The 19,490-nt window shown below is 66.6% G+C and carries 16 protein-coding genes and 1 tRNA gene; 8 read left to right on the top strand and 9 right to left on the bottom strand.

What is annotated here, in order from left to right; genetic code table 11:
- Window positions 1–8: 8 nt before the first annotated feature.
- Together ACRCUN_RS15025 and ACRCUN_RS15020 are read right to left on the bottom strand one after the other, a co-directional pair.
- Complete coding sequence (locus ACRCUN_RS15025; protein ID WP_462142440.1) at window positions 9–821, bottom strand: carbohydrate ABC transporter permease; 813 nt, start codon at window positions 819–821, stop codon at window positions 9–11.
- The gene (locus ACRCUN_RS15020) at window positions 808–1,680 is read right to left on the bottom strand and encodes a carbohydrate ABC transporter permease (RefSeq protein WP_462142439.1); all 873 of its coding nucleotides are present in this window, start codon (window positions 1,678–1,680) and stop codon (window positions 808–810) included. Before ACRCUN_RS15020 ends, ACRCUN_RS15025 begins: the two co-directional genes overlap by 14 nt.
- A gap of 389 nt (window positions 1,681–2,069) precedes the next feature.
- Here ACRCUN_RS15020 and ACRCUN_RS15015 point away from each other — a divergent pair, with 389 nt between their 5' ends.
- Window positions 2,070–3,206: a GGDEF domain-containing protein gene (locus ACRCUN_RS15015; protein WP_462142438.1), complete on the top strand. Its 1,137-nt coding sequence runs from the start codon at window positions 2,070–2,072 to the stop codon at window positions 3,204–3,206.
- Window positions 3,207–3,443: 237 nt separating this feature from the next.
- Here ACRCUN_RS15015 and ACRCUN_RS15010 read toward each other — a convergent pair whose 3' ends face one another.
- Entirely contained in the window at window positions 3,444–5,501 is a 2,058-nt protein-coding gene (locus ACRCUN_RS15010) for an MFS transporter (RefSeq protein WP_462142437.1), read from the bottom strand.
- A gap of 307 nt (window positions 5,502–5,808) precedes the next feature.
- Here ACRCUN_RS15010 and ACRCUN_RS15005 point away from each other — a divergent pair, with 307 nt between their 5' ends.
- The 4 genes from ACRCUN_RS15005 to ACRCUN_RS14990 all read left to right on the top strand — a co-directional run bounded on the left by ACRCUN_RS15005 (window position 5,809) and on the right by ACRCUN_RS14990 (window position 10,265).
- The gene (locus tag ACRCUN_RS15005) at window positions 5,809–6,594 is read left to right on the top strand and encodes a cutinase family protein (RefSeq protein WP_462142436.1); all 786 of its coding nucleotides are present in this window, start codon (window positions 5,809–5,811) and stop codon (window positions 6,592–6,594) included.
- Window positions 6,595–6,680: 86 nt separating this feature from the next.
- A complete protein-coding gene (locus tag ACRCUN_RS15000) occupies window positions 6,681–8,210 on the top strand; it encodes a TldD/PmbA family protein (protein WP_462142435.1) in 1,530 nt (509 codons plus the stop codon).
- Complete coding sequence (locus ACRCUN_RS14995; protein ID WP_462142434.1) at window positions 8,207–9,568, top strand: metallopeptidase TldD-related protein; 1,362 nt, start codon at window positions 8,207–8,209, stop codon at window positions 9,566–9,568. Before ACRCUN_RS15000 ends, ACRCUN_RS14995 begins: the two co-directional genes overlap by 4 nt.
- Before the next feature lie 13 nt (window positions 9,569–9,581).
- A complete protein-coding gene (locus ACRCUN_RS14990; protein WP_462142433.1) occupies window positions 9,582–10,265 on the top strand; it encodes a YwaF family protein in 684 nt (227 codons plus the stop codon).
- On the opposite strand, the gene ACRCUN_RS14985 is transcribed toward ACRCUN_RS14990, so the two are convergent.
- From ACRCUN_RS14985 to ACRCUN_RS14970, 4 genes are read right to left on the bottom strand one after another with little or no spacing between them, the layout of a single operon-like run.
- Window positions 10,228–11,700 carry a sodium:solute symporter family protein gene (locus ACRCUN_RS14985; protein WP_462142630.1) on the bottom strand — a complete coding sequence of 491 codons (1,473 nt, stop codon included), beginning with the start codon at window positions 11,698–11,700 and terminating at the stop codon, window positions 10,228–10,230. The genes ACRCUN_RS14990 and ACRCUN_RS14985 overlap by 38 nt on opposite strands.
- A 16-nt stretch (window positions 11,701–11,716) precedes the next feature.
- Window positions 11,717–13,357, bottom strand: coding sequence for a thiamine pyrophosphate-binding protein (locus ACRCUN_RS14980; protein ID WP_462142432.1), 1,641 nt, complete (start codon window positions 13,355–13,357; stop codon window positions 11,717–11,719).
- A gap of 1 nt (window position 13,358) precedes the next feature.
- A complete protein-coding gene (speB, locus tag ACRCUN_RS14975; protein ID WP_462142431.1) occupies window positions 13,359–14,306 on the bottom strand; it encodes an agmatinase in 948 nt (315 codons plus the stop codon).
- The gene (locus tag ACRCUN_RS14970; RefSeq protein ID WP_462142430.1) at window positions 14,303–15,853 is read right to left on the bottom strand and encodes a purine-cytosine permease family protein; all 1,551 of its coding nucleotides are present in this window, start codon (window positions 15,851–15,853) and stop codon (window positions 14,303–14,305) included. The genes speB and ACRCUN_RS14970 overlap by 4 nt, the downstream gene beginning before the upstream one ends.
- A 222-nt stretch (window positions 15,854–16,075) precedes the next feature.
- Between ACRCUN_RS14970 and ACRCUN_RS14965 the strand changes: the two genes are divergently transcribed.
- Window positions 16,076–16,990, top strand: a complete 915-nt coding sequence (locus ACRCUN_RS14965; protein ID WP_462142429.1) for an Lrp/AsnC family transcriptional regulator — start codon at window positions 16,076–16,078, stop codon at window positions 16,988–16,990.
- A gap of 21 nt (window positions 16,991–17,011) precedes the next feature.
- Window positions 17,012–17,830, top strand: a complete 819-nt coding sequence (locus ACRCUN_RS14960; protein ID WP_462142428.1) for a carboxymuconolactone decarboxylase family protein — start codon at window positions 17,012–17,014, stop codon at window positions 17,828–17,830.
- On the opposite strand, the gene ACRCUN_RS14955 is transcribed toward ACRCUN_RS14960, so the two are convergent.
- Window positions 17,821–18,852, bottom strand: a complete 1,032-nt coding sequence (locus ACRCUN_RS14955) for a threonine aldolase family protein (protein WP_462142427.1) — start codon at window positions 18,850–18,852, stop codon at window positions 17,821–17,823. The two genes, ACRCUN_RS14960 and ACRCUN_RS14955, sit on opposite strands and share 10 nt — an antisense overlap.
- Before the next feature lie 8 nt (window positions 18,853–18,860).
- A complete protein-coding gene (locus tag ACRCUN_RS14950) occupies window positions 18,861–19,241 on the bottom strand; it encodes a phage holin family protein (protein WP_462142426.1) in 381 nt (126 codons plus the stop codon).
- Between the two features lie 148 nt (window positions 19,242–19,389).
- Between ACRCUN_RS14950 and ACRCUN_RS14945 the strand changes: the two genes are divergently transcribed.
- Window positions 19,390–19,463 (top strand) — tRNA-Ile (locus ACRCUN_RS14945).
- The last annotated feature ends 27 nt before the right edge of the window (window positions 19,464–19,490 follow it).

Here is a 19,490-nt window from a genome sequence, read left to right as displayed (position 1 = left end):
GGATCGCCTCACTTGATGCCCGTCACGACGATCGAGCGGACGATGTTGCGCGACAACGCGACAAACAGCACGATCAGCGGGACGATCGCCACCGTCGTCGCCGCCATCACGAGTGTCCACTGCGCGTTGTATTGGGTCTGCAGTCCTGCGGTCGCCACCGTCAGCACCTGCCACTTGCTTCCGCTCGTGATGACCAACGGCCACAGAAAGTTGTTCCACTGCGAAACCACGGTGATCAACGCCAGCGTCACCAGGATCGGCCGGCTCGCCGGCACCACGACGTGCATGATCACGTCGAGGGTGTTGGCGCCGTCGAGACGAGCGGCGTTGATCAGGTCGCCCGGGATCGAGCGGAAATACTCGCGCAGCAGGAAGACCGCGTACGGCGAGCCGAACATGAACGGCAGCACCAGCGCCCAGAATGTGTTGCGCAGCCCTGCTTCGGCCATCATCAGATACAGCGGCACCACCGTCACCGTGGCCGGCACCATCAGCGTCGCGACGTACACCCAGAACAGCACATCGCGTCCCGGAAACCGCAGGCGGGCAAAGGCATAGGCGGCCAGCACCGAGAACACCAACTGGCCGAGCAGAATGACTGACGTCACCAGGGCAGTTACCACGAAAGCCCGGCCGAACCCGGCGTCGGCCAGCCCGAGGTAGTTCTCCAGCGTCGGCGGCTTCGGCAGTGACAACGGGGATTCGGTGGCGAACTGATCGGCCGACGTGAACGACGTCAGCAACCCCAATCCGAACGGCAGCAGCGTGATCACCGCGCCAAGGAGCAGCCCGACGTAGACGATGACGTTACGTGAGGTCATAGCTGATCCTGCGGCGGAAGTAGAGATGTTGAACGATCGTGACGCCGACCAGCAGCGCGAACAACACGATGGCCATGACCGCGGCGCGTCCGACCGCGGCCGCGCCGAATGCCTCGGCGTAGATGCGGTGTGCGATCAGGTCGGTGCGGCCCTGTGGCCCGCCCGCGGTGAGCGCGTACACGGTGTCGAATACCTGGGCGGCGCTGACGATTCCGGTGACGAGCACGAAGAACATGGTGGGGCGCAGCATCGGCAGCGTGATGTGGCGAAACCGCTGCCACGAGCCGGCCCCGTCGGTACGGGCGGCATCGTGGATGTCGGCGGGGATGTTGAGGATGCCTGCGAGGAAGAACAGTGTCACGTAGCCGACATTGGTCCAGATGACGACCGCCGAGACTACGGGCAACGCCAGGGCCGGGTCGGTGAGCCATTCGATGCGGGTGTCGAGGACTGTGCTGAGCGCACCGTCGGTGGGCGCGAGGATCCAGCGCCACAGCACGGCGATGGCCAGCGGCGCGCAGATCCACGGCAGCACGTACACGGTGCGGAAGAATCCGGTTCCCGGTAGCCCCCTTGCCAGCATGCTTGCCGCGACCAGGCCGAGCACGGTTTGCGTCGGCACGACCAAGATGATGAACAGCAGCGTGACCACGAGCGACGTCGCAAACGACGAATCGGTGAGTACCGAGCTCCAATTGTCCAGTCCCACATACTCGATCGGGCCGAGCAGATCCCAGCGGTGCAGGCTCAACCACGCCACCACCAACATGGGCAGCAAAAGAAATACCACGACACCGAACAGGCTGGGCGCGACAAGCGCGTACCCCAATGCTGTCGTCCGGACACGCGAGGTGGCCATCGAGCCATTAAAGCGGGTGCTGGTGTCGAGCGGCCACGCGGGCTTCACCTCATCTGCCCATTGCGAGCTGGTCTCGCTAGAGCCCGATGCGGAGTGGCGCCAGTGGTGGTCCGTCGGTCAGGACGGCACGAAGTAGGGTCGGACAGAGCTCGTGGTGAGAATAGGAACCCTGCCGCTCCCGCACCATCTGGCCGATGATCAGGACGCCTGGCCCGGCGGCTGCAAGCGCTACTCCGGTTCGCTGAACCGATACGCAGTAATCATGCGACCGATCCGCCTCAAGAGATCGGAAAGGGCTGCATATTGACCGTTTCGGCAATTCAGATATTGTCTTCGATTGATTGCTGCAGTTCTGCGGGATGCGCGGCAGTTCCATCCGATCAGGCTTTTTGACGGTACGCACACAGGAGTACGGATTGCTGGCGAATTCGGGGAGCTACGCAGGGTTCGTCGGACTGCTCCGTGACTGGTGGCGTGAGCCGGTCGACTACCCAGCGCAGGTGCAATACTTCGCCAAACGGTCCATGTACGAGGCAATCCGGACACTCATCGGGTTAGGCACCGCGTTCAACGGCGTGATCTGCCTTGGGATTCTGATGCCGTTCGCAACGTCGCGCGCCTCAGCTGTTGTAGTCGCGATCTTCGGCTTGCTGCAGATCGGCTGGGGAGTGGCGTGGTGTGTTCGCCCATGGCCGTCACGCCGGACATCGCTGGCCTTCGTCATCACCGCCGACATCGGAATCGCCATCACAGCGATCGCGGACTCGAGTTGGCTGCTGGGCTTATTCGGGTTCAACGCGTTCACGATGATCTCGATCTACCTGATGTTCTTCGACGGCCCCAAAGCCCTTGTAGGGCATCTGACATGGATCCTGCTGGCAACAACGGCATTCACCGTGCGAGCCGCCGGCCATGCGAACTTCGACACGACCACATTCACAGCTAGCACACTCACCGCGGTTGCCCCAGTGCTCGCGACACCTCTGGGCATTCAGTTCGGAATCTGGGCCCTGCGCACCGACGCCAACGAGTCGGTCACCGACGCGCTGACCGGACTGCTCAACCGACGAGGTCTGCACTTGCACATCGGCGAACTGTTACGCGACGCCACTCCCCGCACCGAGTTCACCGTGATGGTAGTCGACCTGGACCGCTTCAAAGACATCAACGACACCTTCGGCCACACGGTTGGCGACGAGGTCCTGGTCCGCTGTGCACGACGGATCAAATCGACGGTCCGGGGCAGCGCGCTGGTGGCACGAATCGGCGGCGAGGAGTTCGTTATCGTCGATCGCACCGAATCCAGCCGCCGCGATCGAAGTGACTTGGACACCGTCCGGTACGCGATCTGCGCACCGGCCGAACATCCGGTGACCGCCAGTGTCGGCATCACCATCGGCGAAGCCGGTCACCTCGCAATGTCAGGAACCACCTCCGCAGCATGGCTCGACGGCATGATCGAACGAGCCGACCGCGCGATGTTCCACGCGAAGCGCAAGGGCGGCAACGCGACTGTCCACCTCTGAACACCCGGTACCCCCGAGTTGGTGGCATCCGAGGAGGCCACGTCCGGCTCCGTCAGTGGCGATGACGTCGAAGTGGACCCCACCGCCGCCGCTGAACCCGAATCGTCCCGTGCGATCACGTTCGCGACACCGACTGTCACCGCCGTTCCGTGTCCGAAACGGCAGCCCATGCCGTGCTAGGCGATTCGCAGTCACGGACGGCGTTGCCGCAGTGGCGATCCTGTCTGGGCCGCGAGATCATCCCCGGCGATTCGGAACACTCCAGCGATCCCGGAGTGATCGTGGCGCGGGCCGGGTCGGATGTTGGGCACGCGGAGGGCGCGCTGTCCGCATCGGCGTGGTAGGCGCGTGCGGTGACATCCCGTGGGGCGCCGTGTGTGCCGCCGCATCCGTCGCGACGGCATTCTGGCGCCGCAGTTCCTCGTCGATTCCGTCGGACAGGCGCCCGAGATACCCGATGAGCGCGGCGACATCGCCGTCGTCCCAACGGGACACGATGGACTCGAGCCTGGAGATGTTCAGCGTCCGCTGCCGTTCGAAGGTTGCGCGACCGCTTGACGTGAGGGCGAACCGCGGGGGAGCGGCTTGGTCCGTGTCGGGAAGCCGGCTCACCATGCCGTCTCGGATGAGTGTGGAGATCCGTTCGTCGACTGCCGTGGTCGGGCTGTCCACCTCGCGTGCCAGCTCTTCCAACGTCAGCGGCCGGGCGGCGCCGAGGTAGGAGGCGATGACGTAATCGCCGCGATCGAGCCGATATGGGGTCGAGGGAATCTGTAACGCGACCGCCGCCTGGCGGCCGAGTGCGGTGAGCACGTTCTCGAGTCGTTGCGCCCTGCGGCGGGTGGGTACGGGCGCCAGTACGGGTTCGACGGTGGACGGCGCGGGTGCGGGTACCGAGGTCGGGATCGTCATCGCGATGACGGCGGCGACGAGCGCGGCGCACCCGGCGATCAGCATGGCGGTTCGGAACGCCGTGAGTGTGGGGAAGGCGTGCCCGGCGACCATGACCGTCATCTGTGCGAGCACGGCGCTCGTGACCGCACTGGACGTCGATGTGCCCAGTGATCGCGCGAGAGAGTTGATGCCGTTGGCGGCCGCGGTTTCCGACACGGGTACGGCGGCGTTGATCAGTGTCGGCAGCGCGGCGAAGGCGAAGCCCACGCCGGTGCTGCAGATGACGCCGAAGACCAGGATGCCTGCCGGGGAGCCGAGCAACTGCGTGCCGCCGAGGTAGCCCACGGCGATGATGACCGCTCCGAGGATGAGAGTGAACCGCGGTCCGCGCGCCGCGATGACCCGACCCGCGATCGGGGACGTGGCCATCATCGCCAAGCCGCCGGGCGCCATCCACAGGCCGGCCATCACCATCGACTGACCCAGGCCGTAGCCGGTCATCGCGGGCATCTGGAGCAGTTGCGGACCCAGCAGGCTCGTGCCGAACATGCCGAAGCCGACCGCGACAGACGCGAGGTTGGTCAGCAGCACGGGCCGTTTGAGTGTGGTGCGCATGTCGACGAGCGGGGTGGGTGCGCGGTACTGCCACCATCCGAAGACGATGAAGACGACGACGGATCCGATCAGCAGGCCCAACGTCATCGGGCTCGTCCATCCCCAGCTGGCGCCCTTCGAGATCGGCAACAGCAGCAGAAGCAGTGCCGCGCTGAGTCCGAGCGCGCCAAGGACGTCGAACCGGCCCATCGACGCCGACGGCACGATGTCGGGGACGAGGGTGGCGAACAGGATGCACGACATCAGTCCGAGACCCGCGGCGCACCAGAACAATGCGTGCCAGCTCAGGTGCTCGGCGATGACAGCGGACATCGGCAGGCCGAGCGCTCCGCCGACGCCGAGTGAGGCGCTCACCATGCCCATCGCGCCACCCACCCGGTCGGGCGTGAGAGCGGCCCTCAGCACGCTGATGCCCAGCGGAATCACGGGTGCGCCGAACCCCTGCAGAGCGCGGCCGATCACCAGTGGTGCGAGCGAACTCGTCATGGCGGCGATCACCGACCCAGCCGTGAGGATGACCGCGCATACGACGAGAATCCGCTTGGGCCCGAACATGTCTCCGAGCCGGCCGAACATGGGTGTGGCGACGGCGCCGGTCAGCAGTGTGGCGGTGACCGCCCAGGACGCATTCGCCGGCGTCGTGCCGAGTAGGTCGGGCAACTGCGGGACGAGCGGCACCACGAGCGTCTGCATGAGCGACACGGCAACGCCCGCGGCGGCAAGGACCGCGATGAGCAGGCCCCCGCCCTTCGGCGGTGCCGGCCGTTCGATCATTTGCACGGACATGACGCAGACCCCTTCGAAGATTGGTGTGAACCGTGCGCGGCCGGAGATGACACGGCGGCGGGTCGACACCTTACGATAAGATAGCCTAACTAATCAAATCGCCGCCACGCTGGGTCGAGGCAGGGTCGATGAGCGGTTAACCAACGCGCGAATCTGCCCGAGCAATCCCGCTGATGACTCTTTGCTCAGGTGGCGTACATCACTTGACTGACCGGAATCGTGGGCGCCTTCGTTCGACTTGTTGCAAGTAGTTGCCACTACCACACCGAGGCGATGGCAAACGGGAACGAGGGGCTGGGACCAACTCATGAACACACCGCGCCACGCCCGGAAGGGCACCCTGATCACCAATGCAGCACAGTCCGCGCTCTTCGCCGTGCTGGCATTGGCCGCAATCGTCGTCGGCACGCTGGCCGGGCCGGTCGCGACCGCGAATGCCGCGGCCGACGCGTGCGCCGATGTCGAAGTCGTCTTCGCCCGTGGCACCAATGAAGCGCCCGGCGTCGGGGCCACCGGCCAGGCGTTCGTCGACGCGCTCACCGCGCAACTGCCCGGTAAATCCGTCGACGTGTATGGGGTGAACTATCCGGCATCGCTGAACTTCGGACAGGCGGTCGACGGGATCGTCGACGCCAGCAACAGGATCCAGTCGATCGCGGCAAGCTGCCCCGATACGAAGATCGTGCTGGGCGGGTACTCGCAAGGTGCCGCTGTTGCCGGGTACACGACGTCCAGCAGTGTGCCCGCCGGATACGTGCTGCCCGCTGGGTTGTCCGGTCCGATGCCTGCCGATGTCGCCTCCCACGTCGCAGCCGTGGCCCTGTTCGGGACACCCGACAGTTGGTTCCTGAGCCTGGCCGACCGCAACGCGCCGCCCATCACCATCGGAGCCCCCTACGCGGCCAAGACCATTCAGCTGTGTGCGACCGGCGACCCGGTGTGCTTCCCCGGCGGCCTCGACCGCGGGGCGCACAGCTCCTACAAGGTCAACGGGATGGCCGTCCAGGCAGCCGATTTCGTCGCCCGCCAGTTGGGCGGTGCCGCTCCCTCGGCGACGCTGGTGCAGACCGCGGGCCAGGCAGGCGCGAACTGAACAGAACCGCCGACGGCCGGAAGCCAGTCCTCATCGGACGGCTTCCGGCCGTCGTCGTTGTGACCCCGATCTGATCGCACCGTTTAATGTGGGGAGGCGTGACAGCTCAGCGACAAGTTGACGCCGACTTCCTCGGCCTGCCCCGGTTCGAGTTGGCCGACGCGGCGCTGGCCGCCGCGGTCGCCGTCGGCGCCAGCTACGCCGATCTGCGGATTCACCGCATCACCACCGAGCTCATCCAGCTGCGCGACGGTGAGCTGGAGACATCGGTGATCACTCGTGAGATCGGCCTTGCGGTGCGCGTGATCGTCGACGGGACGTGGGGGTTCGCCTCTCATGCCGAGCTCGATGCGACCGTGGCCGCGGCGACGGCGCGGCGTGCCGTCGAGGTCGCGACGACGCTGTCGCAGCTGAACGGCGAACGGATCGAACTCGCGCCCGAGCCGGTGTACACCGACGTGACGTGGGTGTCCGAATATGGCACCGACCCGTTCACCGTGGCGGCCGCCGACAAGATCGCGGTTCTCGATGACTACTCCGGGCGGCTGCTGGCCGCCGACGGCGTCGACCACGTCTCGGCAGGCATGCACGCGGTCAAGGAGCAGACGTTCTACGCCGACACGTTCGGATCGTCGATCACCCAGCAGCGGGTGCGGGTGCTGCCGACCCTCGAGGCGGTGTCGGTCGACTCCGCGGCAGGCAGTTTCGAAACCATGCGCACGCTTGCGCCGCCGACCGCGCGGGGTTGGGAGGCAGTCGCGGGTGATGGCGTCTGGGACTGGACCTCGGAGTTGGCCGAATTGCCGTCGCTGCTGGCCGAGAAGACCAAGGCGCCGTCAGTGGCGGCCGGTCCGACCGACCTGGTGATCGACCCGTCCAACTTGTGGCTGACGATTCACGAATCCATCGGCCATGCCACCGAATACGACCGCGCGATCGGCTACGAGGCCGCCTACGCCGGAACGTCGTTCGCGACTCCGGACAAGCTCGGCACCATGCGGTACGGCTCGGAGGTGATGAATGTGACCGCCGACCGCACCGTCGAGTTCGGCCTGGCCACAGTCGGATTCGACGACGAGGGCGTGCGTGCGCAGAGCTGGGATCTGGTGCGTGACGGCATATTTGTCGGCTATCAATTGGATCGGGTGTTCGCCCCGCGACTCGGCGAGGCGCGCTCGAACGGCTGCTCGTACGCGGACTCTCCGCACCACGTGCCGATTCAGCGGATGGCCAACGTCTCGCTGCAGCCCGGGCCGGACGACCTGAGCACCGAGGACCTGATCTCGCGGGTCTCCGACGGGCTCTACATCGTCGGCGACAAATCCTGGTCGATCGACATGCAGCGGTACAACTTCCAGTTCACCGGCCAGCGCTTCTACCGGATTCGCGACGGCCGCCTCGACGGGCAGGTGCGCGATGTCGCCTACCAGGCCACCACGACCGACTTCTGGGGTTCCATGGAGGCCGTCGGCGGGCAGTCGACCTGGCGGCTCGGCGGAGCGTTCAACTGTGGCAAGGCGCAACCCGGTCAGGTGGCGCCGGTGAGCCACGGCTGCCCGAGCGCCCTGTTCCGCGGCGTCAAAGTCCTCAATACCCGGACGGAGGGAGGCCGATGATCGACGCACAGCAGGTCGTCGACATCGCATTGGATGCGGCCGGGCCCGGCGCGGAAACGATCGTGCTGGTCACCGACCGCGCAGGTGCGTCGCTGCGCTGGGCGGGTAATTCGATGACCACCAACGGCGAGACCGTCAGCCGCACGACCACCGTGATTTCGATTGTGCGCCAAGGCGAGAAGGCCCACGTCGGATCGGTGCGCTCCAGCGAGGTCGACCCCGCGGTGATCCCCGAGCTCGTCGCCGCCGCCCGACGAGCCGCGCTCGCGGCGCCCGAAGCGCGCGACGCGGCGCCGGCGCTGCCGCCCGATGCCGGGCCTGCGGATTGGGACGCACCGGTACCCGGCACCGGTTCGCGGGTGTTCGCCGGAATCGCAGGCGACCTGGCCAAGGGTTTCCGCGGTTCCGACCAGCTCTACGGGTATGCCCGGCATGTGCTGGAGACGACGTTCGTGGCGACGTCGAGCGGCTTGCGGCGGCGCTACAGCCAGCCGACCGGCTCGGTCGAGATCAACGCCAAACGCAACGGCGCCAGCGCATGGGCCGGGGTGAGCACACCCGATTTCGTTGATGTCCAGGTCGATTCGCTGCTCGACGATTTGTCGCTGCGGCTCAGTTGGGCCGAGCGGACCGTGGAACTCCCGGCCGGGCGGTACGAAACGATCATGCCGCCGTCGACCGTCGCGGACATGATGATCTATCTGACCTGGACCATGGACGGGCGCGGCGCGCAGGAAGGCCGGACCGCGCTGTCGGCGCCGGGCGGAACACGGGTGGGGGAGAAGCTCACCGACCTCGGGCTGACGCTGTACTCCGATCCGTACGCGGAATCCCTGGCGTGCCAGCCGTTTGTCGCGGTCCCGACTTCATCGGAGCGGGTGTCGATCTTCGACAACGGCATGGACATCGGCCGGGTCGACTGGATCCGCGACGGCGTGGTCAATGCGTTGGCCTACCCGCGTGCGGTGGCCGCCGAATACGGCGCGCCCGTGACGGCACCCGCCGACAATCTCTTGATGACCGGCGGCACAGCCGAATTGGCCGATATGATCGCCGGCACCGAGCGCGGGCTGCTGCTGACGACGCTGTGGTACATCCGCGAGGTCGATCCCACCGTTTTGCTGCTGACCGGGCTCACGCGCGACGGCGTGTACCTCGTCGAGGACGGCGAGGTCACCGGCGCGGTCAACAACTTCCGGTTCAACGAGAGCCCGCTGGACCTGCTGCGCCGGGCCACCGAGGCCGGCATCAGCGAAATCACCCTGCCCCGCGAATGGGGCGACTGGGCGACACGGGCATCGATGCCGACTCTGCGCATACCCGATTTCCACATGTCGTCGGTGAGCCAAGCGCAATGACGTAGGAACGGCGATGGCGCAACGGCAATTCACCGCCTACGGCCCGTCCTACTGGGCCGCCATCGCGGTGTTCGCCCTTGTGGCGGTGCTGTTGGTGTGGCTGGGCCGCAGGCAGACCGCGCAGCAGTCGCGGGTGTTGGGCTGCGTTCTCGGTGTGCTGACGGCCGCGATCTACGTCGCGATGCTCGTCTACACACTGATACCGCCGTCGATCGAACGGTCGGTGCCGCTGCGCCTGACCGACCTCGCAACCGTCGTCGGTGCCTACGCGTTCTGGTCACAGCGGCAGTGGGCGTACGAGCTCACCTACTACTGGGGCCTTACCCTGAGCGCGCAGGCGCTCATCTCACCGGTGTTGAAGAGCCCGGATTTCCCGCACTATGAATTCCTGGCGTTCTGGTCGATCCACCTGCTGGTGGTCTGGGCCGCAATCTATCTGACGTGGGGACGTGGGATGCGTCCCGGCTGGCGAAGCTATCGATTCGTGGTGTTGGTGACCGCCGCGTGGGCGGCGGTCACCATGGCGTTCAACAGCTTCGCGGAGACGAACTACGGTTTCCTCAACGCCAAACCCGCGACGGCCTCGCTGCTCGACGTATTGGGACCGTGGCCGGTCTATGTGCTGACAGCCAGCGTTCTTGTCCTCGTGGTGTGGGCACTCATGACGTGGCCGTGGGAACGTCGTCGACCGCGCTAGCCGTATCGCGCCCGGCGAGCCGGTCGTCCCACACCGCAAGCACGGGTGCGGGGGTGCGGGTGGTCGCGAGGCTGACCACGACGTAGGCGATCAGGCTCGAGACCAAACCGTAGTAGATCGGCTCGTTGGCCAGGACATCGCCGACGATGGCCATCGTGCCCAGCGTCACGACGGTGCCGACGCCCATCGCGACCAACGCGCCGGCACCCGTCGCCCGCTTCCACAGGAATCCGCCGAGGATCGGTACCAGCAGTCCGCCGACCAGGATGTCGTAGGCGATGGTCAGCGCGCCGACCACATCGTTGAGCAGCGCGGCGATGACGATGACCACGACACCCAGCACCGCGACGTAACGGCGGTCCGAATGCACGTCCACCTCGGGGTTTTCGTCGGTTTCGGCTTTGCGGCCGATGATGCGCAACAGCAGCGGCCGGACGTCGGTGCGGGCAACGGTCGCAGTGGCGATCAGCGCGCCCGACGCGGTCGACATCATCGCGGCCACGGCGGCGGCCAGCACCAGGCCGCTGATGCCCACGGGCAGAATGGCTTCCGCGATCTGGGCGTAGACGTCGTCCTTGGCTTCGACGTCGGGCAGGAACGTCGATGCGGCCATGCCGATCAGCGCGCCGGCGATGCCGTACAGCACGCAGTACAGCGCGGCCGTTGTGCCGCCCCACTTCGCGACCTGCGGTGAGCGCGCGGTGAACACCCGCTGCCAAATGTCTTGTCCGATCAGCATTCCGAAGCTGTAGACGACGAAGAACGTGATGATGGTCTCGGTGCCGATGTTGGTGAGGCTGAAGAACGCGTCACCGGCACGCTCCCGGATGCCGTCCAGGCCACCGGCCCGGTGCCAGGTGAACGGCAGCAGCAGGAAGAACACCCCGATGGTCTTGAGGATGAACTGCACCATGTCGGTGAGCGTGATCGACCACATGCCGCCGATCGCCGAGTACAGCATGACGACCGCGCCGCCGATGATCACCGAAACGGTTCGGCCAGTGCCGAACAGGACATTGAACACCGTCGCGTAGGCGATGGTCGAGGTGACCGACAGCATCAGCGTGTAAGCGGCCATCACCACACCGGATGCCGACGTCGCGTCGACGCCGTAGCGCAGGCTGAGCATCTGCGCGACGGTGTACACGCGCAGGCGCTGGATGGGTCCGGCGAAGAACAGGCTTAGGGCCAGCAGGCCGACGGCGATCGCGACCACGAGCCACATGCCCGAGATGCCCCACTTGTAGCCGAGACCCACGCCGCCGACGGTGGACGCCCCGCCGAGCACGACGGCCGCCATGGTGCCGGTGTAGAGCGTCGGGCCGAGGCGACGGCCCGCGACGAGGAAGTCCGCGGAGTCCTTGGTGCGGGTCTTACCCCAGAACCCGAAGGCGAGCATGGCGACGAGGTAGATGACGACGATCGCGATATCGATTGGTTTACCCACGGATTCATTCCTTCGTTAGATGTGGGGTGGGCTCGGACTCCGGGTGGTGGGTGGGAGCAAACATGCGCAGTACTGCGGGCAGGACGACAACGGCGGGGCCGTCCGTCTCGAAGGTGGCCGCGACGACGTCTCCGATGTTGTCGGTGGTGGCCGTATGTGCTGGTATGCCGAAACTTGCTGCCAGGGCGGCGAAGTCGGGCCGGGCCAGTTCGGTCGCGGTGGCCTCGCCGAACTCGGCGGTCATGTACTCCCGCAGGATCCCGTAGCCGCCGTCGTCGACGATCAGCCAGGTGATGCCGGCGTCGTGCTGACGTGCCGTGGCGAGTTCGGCGATGGAGTACATCGCGCCGCCGTCGCCGGATATCGCGAAGGCGCGCTCGCCGGTCGCGATCGCGGCGGCCAGCGCCGCGGGAAAGGCGAAGCCCAGACCGCCCGCGCCTTGCGCGGAATGGAACGCGCCGTCTTGCGGGTCCCACGCCGACCAGGCCCAGTACCCGGCGATCGTCATGTCCCAGAACGTGTGGGTGGCTGCGGGTACGGCTGCGCGCAGATCGGACATGAGTTCCAGTTCGGTGGTCAGATCTTGTGCGGCAAGCCTGTCCTGCACCGCCTTTCGGAGCTCGGCGGCCTGTGCCGCGCCCGCGCTCGTGTCACGGGCGTGCACGCGTTCGGTCAACGCGCGCATCGCCGTTGCGGCATCGGCGTGGATCGCCAGCGCGGGGTGATTGGCCTCAAGCACGCGGGATTCGGCGTCGATGTGAACGAGCCGGCCGCGTGGTGCGAACGTGAAGTAGTTGCTCGTGACCTCGCCCATCGCGGTGCCGACGGCCAGCAGCACATCGGCGTTCTCCAGAAGTTCGGTGGTGTAGCGGTCCTCGATCCAGGAAGCGGCCGACAGCGGATGGTCGAACGGTATGGCGCCCTTGCCGCCCACCGTCGAAACCACCGGTGCGCCGAGTTTTTCGGCGAGCGCAAGGAGGGCATCCGGCCCGCCGGGGGAGCGGCGCACGCCGCCGCCGGCCAGGATGACCGGCCGCTCGGCGCTGTTCAGCGCTGTCGCGGCTTCCTCGATGAGTTCGGGCCGCGCGGCGCGGTACCACGGGGCCGCGGACAGTGAGGCGACCGGCGGTACCGACGTCGGCTCCAGCAGTACATCCTGCGGGATCTCCACCCACGTCGGCCCGGCCGGCGCCGACAGCGCCAGTGCGTAGGCGTCGGCGATCAGACTGGGGATCTCGGCGGCGTTCCGCGCGGTGGCAACGCTTTTGGTGACGTTGACCGCGCTGGCCTTCTGGTCGTCGAGTTGATGGAGCATGCCGCGGCGCAAACCCATGCCCGATCGGGGCACCTGGCTCGCGATCACCAGCATCGGCACGCCGGTGGCGTATGCCTCCTGCAGTGCGCCGAGCGCGGTGAGCGCGCCCGGCCCGGTCGACAGGAACAGCACGCCGATCTTTCCGGTGACGCGGCTGTAGCCGTCGGCGCCGAATGCGGAGTTGTTCTCCACTCGTGAGCTGATGAACGACAGGTCGGAGCGCCGGATGGCATCGAACAGGCCGAGCGCGTTCTGGCCAGGGATGCCGAACACATGCGAAACACCCAGTGCGGTCAGGGTTTCGACGACGACGTCGCCGCCGTTACGCACCTCAGCCCTCCTTGCCCAGCGCTAACAGGGACACCAGATCGTAGGCGACGTGCGAGGCGGCCACCCCGGTCATCTCGGCGTGGTCATAGGCCGGGGCGACCTCGACGACGTCGGCGCCGACCAGGTTGAGCCCGCGGAAGCCGCGCAGGATCTCGAGTAGCTCGCGGCTCGTCATGCCGCCGGCTTCCGGGGTTCCGGTGCCCGGTGCATGAGCCGGGTCAAGCACGTCGATGTCGATCGACAGGTAGACGGGCCGGTTGCCCACGCGCTGGCGGAGTTTGTCGACGACCTCGCGCACACCTTGGTAGTACACGTCGGATGATGTGACGATCCCGAACCCGAAGCGCCGGTCGTCCTCGAGATCCTTCTTGCCGTACAGCGGGCCGCGGGTACCGACGTGCGACAGGGCCTCGGTGTCGACGATGCCCTCTTCGACGGCTCGCCGGAACGGGGTGCCGTGGGTGTACTCGGCGCCGAAGTAGGTGTCCCAGGTGTCGAGATGGGCGTCGAAGTGCACGAGTGCGACGGGGCCGTGCTTGGCGGCGGCCGCGCGCAGCAGCGGCAACGCGATGGTGTGGTCGCCGCCGATGGTCACGAGTTTCGTTCCATCAGAGGTGAGTTCGCGGGCGGCGCCCTCGATGGTCTCGATCGCCTCGTGAATGTTGAACGGGTTGACCGCGATATCGCCGGCGTCGGCGATCTGCACGAGATCGAACGGCGACACATCCAGGCCCGGGTGGTACGGCCTCAGCAGCCGCGAGGATTCCCGGACGTGGGTGGGGCCGAAGCGGGCGCCGGGGCGGTAGGACACACCCGAGTCGAACGGCACGCCGGCGACGACGATGTCAGCTTTTGTCACCTGGTCGAGGCGGGGCAGTCGGGCGAAGGTGGCCGGGCCGGCGAAGCGCGGGATCTTCGACGCGTCGACGGGTCCGATCGGGGCGGTCATGCTGTCACTTCCTCTGCGGTTGTGGTGATTTCGGGCTTGCCGTCACTGACGATCGGGATGTCGGCGGGCGCACCGGCAGGCACGCCGCGCGGACCGTCGGGGCCGAAGGCGTCGCGGGGTTCGGGGAATGCCCACAGCAGCGCGGGGTAGAGAACAGCCGCGAGGCCAAGGCCGACCGGTATCGACAGGTCGATGCCTGCGGCGAGATTGCCAAGTGGCCCGACGAACTGATCGGGCAGGTTCACGAAACAGATCGACAGCGCGGCCGCGATGAGCCAGGCGGCCAAACCGCGCCAGTTCCAGCCGTGGGTGAACCAGTAGCGGCCTCCGCGCTGCCTGCGGTTGAACACCTGTAGGGCGTCGGAGTCATACCAACCGCGGCGCGTGAACCAGCCGATCATCATGACGACCATCCATGGCGCGGTACACGTGACGATCAGTACGGCGAACGTCGAAATGCTCTGCACCACATTGAAAGCGAACCGGCCGATGAAGATGAACACGATGGCGATCGAGCCGATGAAGATGGTCGCCTGAACGCGGCTGAAGCGGGGGAACACGCTCGAGAAGTCCAGGCCGGTGCCATAGAGGGCGGTAGTGCCGGTCGACATGCCGCCGATCAACGCGATGAGGCAGACCGGCACGAAGTACCAACCCGGTGAGACGGTCAGCAGCCCACCGACATAGTCGCCTGCGGCAAAGTTGTCCGGTGCGTGGGTGGCGATCACGGTCGCGGTGACCAGACCGAACAGGAACGGCACCAGCGTCGACAACTGCGCGGCGATCGTGGCCACCATGGTCTTCCACGCCGGGGTGTCCCGCGGGATGTAGCGCGCCCAGTCGCCGAGGAACGCACCGAACGACACGGGATTCGACATCACGATCAGCGCGGCACCGACGAACGACGGCCAGAACAGCGGATCGCCCATCGGCAGGGTGCCTGCATAGCTCGCGTCGAACATGCCGCCGAACGCCACGATTCCCGCGAGGAACAGCACAGTGGCCGCGATCACGGCGATCTTGTTGACCAACAACATGAATCGGAATCCGTAGATGCACACCACAAGCACCAGCAGCGCGAAGATGCCGTACGCGACAGCCACCGCAATGTCGTTCTGGGGTAGACCGATCGCGCGGTTCGCCCCGCCCACGAGTACGTCGCCCGACGTCCACACCGAGATCGAGAAGAACGCTACAGCGGTCAGCAGCGACAGGAACGAACCCACCACGCGACCGTGCACACCGAGGTGCGCTGACGAGGACACCGCGTTGTTGGTGCCGTTGCGTGGGCCGAACAACGACATCGGCGCCAGGATCAACGAGCCAAGGATCAAGCCGGCCAGCGTCGCGAGCAGACCGTCGCGAAACGACAAGCCGAAGATGATCGGGAACGTGCCGAGCACCACCGTGGCGATCGTGTTGGCGCCGCCGAAGACCAGACGGAACAGGTCCAGCGGACCGGCGGTGCGCTCGGCGTCGGGTATCGGTTCGACGCCGTGCGTTTCCACCTCGGTGACTTTGGGCCTGATCGGGGGAGTGTCAGCCATGGGGATCCTTGCGCGGGGAGGGCGAAGTGTGATGTGCGTTACGGTAAACCCGCAGGTCGGCGCGCGCAATCGATTCGCTCGTTACACCCGTGTTGCCAGTTTCGATATGCGCGTGGGATCCGGCATTAAGATCAGAAAGTACGGTTCTAGGGCCTGCCATTGATCTTTGTGACGGACGACCGGTGAGTAAAAATCTTCGACTGAATTTCAGGCGGTATTCAGATGGATGAGGTGGACGAGGCGATCGTCAGCCTGCTCGAGGGCGATGGGCGGTTGACGCACCGCGATATCGCGCGTCGCGTCGGGTTGTCGCGATCGGCGGCCGCGGCCCGCATGCAGCGGCTGATCGCCAGCGGGCAGGTCGTGGTGCGCGGCGTGGTGCATCCCGCAGTGCTGGGGCGTGGCGCGCTGGCGCATGTCAGCGTGACGGTCGACGGGCCGGCCGCCCGCATCGCAACCTCTCTGGCGCGCCGCGACGACGTCGCCTTCCTCTCGCTGACCAGCGGTGCCTATGGGTTGATCGCCGAGGTGCGGGTCGCGTCGATTCGCGACATCGACGGGGTGATCGATGAGATGCGGGCGATGGCGGGTGTCGTCGGCGTCGACACACTCACGTACGTCGAGGTGTTGCGCGATGTGGTCGGGCCGGTCGGTGAGGTCAGCGTCGAGGTGGACGACGTCGATTTGGCGCTGCTGCGTGCTCTGCAGGACGACGGCCGGGCGTCGTACGTGGAACTTGCCGAGACCGTCGGACTGTCACCTGCGGGTGCTCGGCGTCGCGTGGTGCGGCTCGTCGAGTCGCAGGTGGTTCGGATCGGTGCGGTGGTCCGGCATTCCGGGCAGGACCGGCAGAGCGCACTCGGGCTGGGCATCCGGCTCACCGGCGCCGCCGACGATGTCGTCTCGGCGCTGCTGGCGATGCGCTCGGTGATATTCGTGGCTCGCACGCTGGGTCGCTTCGACTTGCTGGTCACCGTGCGCGCGTTCTCCGCGGCGCAGTTGGTCGAGATCCTTGACGCCGTGCGGGCACTGTCCGGGGTCGGCGTCGTCGACAGCTGGGTGCACCTCGAGGTGGTCAAGGAAAGCTACGCGTCGGGGCTGGACGCCATGGCACAGGCATCAGCGGCGGCGCGGTAAAGCTCCCCGCCGGCGGCATCGGTGGTGGATACTGCCGGTGTGTTGAGTCAGTTGACGCGCCTGGTGGCGTTGTCGCCGCCGGGACTGGCCGATGTCAACGCCGACATTCGCGAGGCGTGCGCCTCGACTGTCGGACTGTCGCCGCTGCCCGCCGAATCGTGTGGTGGCGCGGTCGATCCGATGGTCACCGAGTTCGCCGAGCAATTCAGTGCTGATGTGACCGCCATCAGCGACGCCCAGCGAGCCGCGTTCGGGGATTTGCTGGGCGCCAACGTCTTTGGCGTCACCACGCTGATCTTCATCGCCGATTTCGTACCCCGGGTGTTCGCGGGCTTGAGCTCGATCGGGGTGAACGTGCCGGTCGAGCCGGGCAGCTGGGACCACGACACCCCTCCCGCTGACTATGTGATCGACGTCTTCGTGCCCGCGGTCGGCCGGATGCGTGCGCTCGACCCCGTGACATCCGAGATCGTGCGGCTGCGCGGCGCCCGCCAGCACAACTGCCGGCTGTGCAAGTCACTGCGCGAGGCCGGCGCGTTGGAGGCCGGCGCAACCGAGACGATGTTCTCCGCGATCGACCACTACGAGAATTCCGAGCTGTCCGAACGCCACAAGGCTGCACTGCGCTACGTCGACGCCCTGATCTGGACACCGTCGCGGGTGTCGGGTGATTCGCTGCTCGAGCACTTCTCCCGGGACGAGGCAATCGAATTGACGCTCGACGTCATGCGAAATGCGTGCAACAAGGTGGCCGTCGCACTCGGCGTCGACGGTGCCCGCGTGCACGAGGGCACCGAACAGTACCGGATCGGCGACGACGGGCAGCCGGTCTACACCTGACCGAGCAGACGCAGCACATCATCGACCTCGCGCTCGCTGGTCGCCCACGAGCAGACGAACCGCACCGTCGGCAGCATCGGGTCGGGCCGGTGAACCGCATACGCCGTCGACAGCTGGTGATACTCACGAGGATCGAGGTCGACGAACACTTCGTTGGCCTCGGTCGGGGCGGCGAGCCGCAGGCCAAGGCTTTCGAAACCGACGCTGAGCCGGGCGGCCAGATGGTTCGCGTGGTCGGCGTTTCGGAGCCACAAGCCATCGCCGAACAGGGCCTCGAACTGGGCGGCGATGAAGCGCTGCTTGCTCGCCAGATGGCCGATCTGCTTCTGCACGAAGGGAATCCCGTCGAACAGCTCGGGACGGCGTACCAGGATCGCGTCGCCGAGCAGGATGCCGTTCTTCGTGCCCCCGACCGTGACGATGTCGGCGTCGCCGATGGCTTCGCGTGGTGGGATGTCCAGCGCCGCTACCGCATTGGCGATCCTGGATCCGTCCACGTGCACCAGAAGTTCCAGGTCGTGGGCGTGGTCGATGAAGTCCTTGATCGCCTGCGGGGTCCACAGGCGCCCGTTCTCGGTGGACTGCGTGATCGTGACGATGCGGGGTTGCGAGTGATGGACCGGTCCCCGGCGGGTGACCGCGCGGTCGAGTTCGGCTGGGTCGATGAGGCCGTCGTCGCTGCGCAGTTTGGTGAGCTGGGCGCCGGACAGGCGGACCGGGCCACCGGCCTCGTCGACCAGTGAGTGCGCGATGTCGCTGCACAGGATTTCCTGCCACGGTCTCACGGCCGAGGCGAGGGCGATGATGTTGGCGCCCGTGCCCGTCAGCGCGAACAGCACGTCGGCGTCGGGGGAGTCGAACGTCGCCTTGATGGCTTCGGTGGCGCGTTGGGTGGCGGCGTCGTCACCATAGGACGCGACCGCCGCGGAGTTGGCGGCGGTGATCGCCTCGATGACCTTCGGATGAGCGGGCGCGGCGTTGTCGGAGGCGAACGCGAAAGACGGTGACGGCACGTCCGCCATGATTCCACCTACGTCGAGGCGGACTTCTTCTTCAGAACCAGCATCGGCAGGACCAGCGTGGCCACGGCGGTGACCAGCCAGACCACGACCGTCGCAGCGACCCACGAACCGATCCCGCGGATGCTCAAACCCGTGGTGAACACCGACGCGAGGACCAACGCGACCAGCGTCGACACCAGGCCGATGCCGCCCAGGAACGCCGAGGCGTAGCGGTTGGCCATCTTGAGGAAGAAGGGCGAGAGGATGCCCTGCGCGACGGTGAAGATCACGACGGCGGCGATGAAGCCCAACGCCGACACCCGCACGCCCGGAACCAGCCACGCCGCGACCAGCAAGCCGATGGCCGACGAGCCCAGGAAGATCGCAATGCGCAGCAGAAAGCGGATCACGCGGTGAGCGTATCCGGCAGCGACTCGCCGAGTGTGCCGATCCATACGGCCGCGCCGGCGCGTCGCGGATGAAACCGCATATTCGGCTGACACCGCCAGTGGTTCGGCTGCGCCTGTGTGGGATCATGGGTGCCGCGCAGATGCGCCCGGGGCGGTAGCTCAGTCGGTTAGAGCCGTGGACTCATAATCCATTGGTCGCGGGTTCGAGCCCCGCCCGCCCCACTTCAGAGGCCATTTTCAAGAACAGAG

The organism is Mycobacterium venezuelense, from assembly GCF_054919535.1.
The sequence above is the reverse complement of the archived record's forward strand: the minus strand, read 5'-3'. Positions and strand labels throughout refer to the sequence as shown.

Coding starts and splice junctions, on each gene's coding strand:
- ACRCUN_RS15025 (WP_462142440.1), bottom strand. CDS start 821: ATGACCTCACGTAACGTCATCGTCTACGTCGGGCTGCTCCTTGGCGCG.
- ACRCUN_RS14965 (WP_462142429.1), top strand. CDS start 16,076: ATGGATGAGGTGGACGAGGCGATCGTCAGCCTGCTCGAGGGCGATGGG.
- ACRCUN_RS15000 (WP_462142435.1), top strand. CDS start 6,681: ATGTGGGGAGGCGTGACAGCTCAGCGACAAGTTGACGCCGACTTCCTC.
- ACRCUN_RS15010 (WP_462142437.1), bottom strand. CDS start 5,501: ATGTCCGTGCAAATGATCGAACGGCCGGCACCGCCGAAGGGCGGGGGC.
- ACRCUN_RS14955 (WP_462142427.1), bottom strand. CDS start 18,852: ATGGCGGACGTGCCGTCACCGTCTTTCGCGTTCGCCTCCGACAACGCC.
- ACRCUN_RS14990 (WP_462142433.1), top strand. CDS start 9,582: ATGGCGCAACGGCAATTCACCGCCTACGGCCCGTCCTACTGGGCCGCC.
- ACRCUN_RS15005 (WP_462142436.1), top strand. CDS start 5,809: ATGAACACACCGCGCCACGCCCGGAAGGGCACCCTGATCACCAATGCA.
- ACRCUN_RS14970 (WP_462142430.1), bottom strand. CDS start 15,853: ATGGCTGACACTCCCCCGATCAGGCCCAAAGTCACCGAGGTGGAAACG.
- speB (WP_462142431.1), bottom strand. CDS start 14,306: ATGACCGCCCCGATCGGACCCGTCGACGCGTCGAAGATCCCGCGCTTC.
- ACRCUN_RS15020 (WP_462142439.1), bottom strand. CDS start 1,680: ATGGCCACCTCGCGTGTCCGGACGACAGCATTGGGGTACGCGCTTGTC.
- ACRCUN_RS14995 (WP_462142434.1), top strand. CDS start 8,207: ATGATCGACGCACAGCAGGTCGTCGACATCGCATTGGATGCGGCCGGG.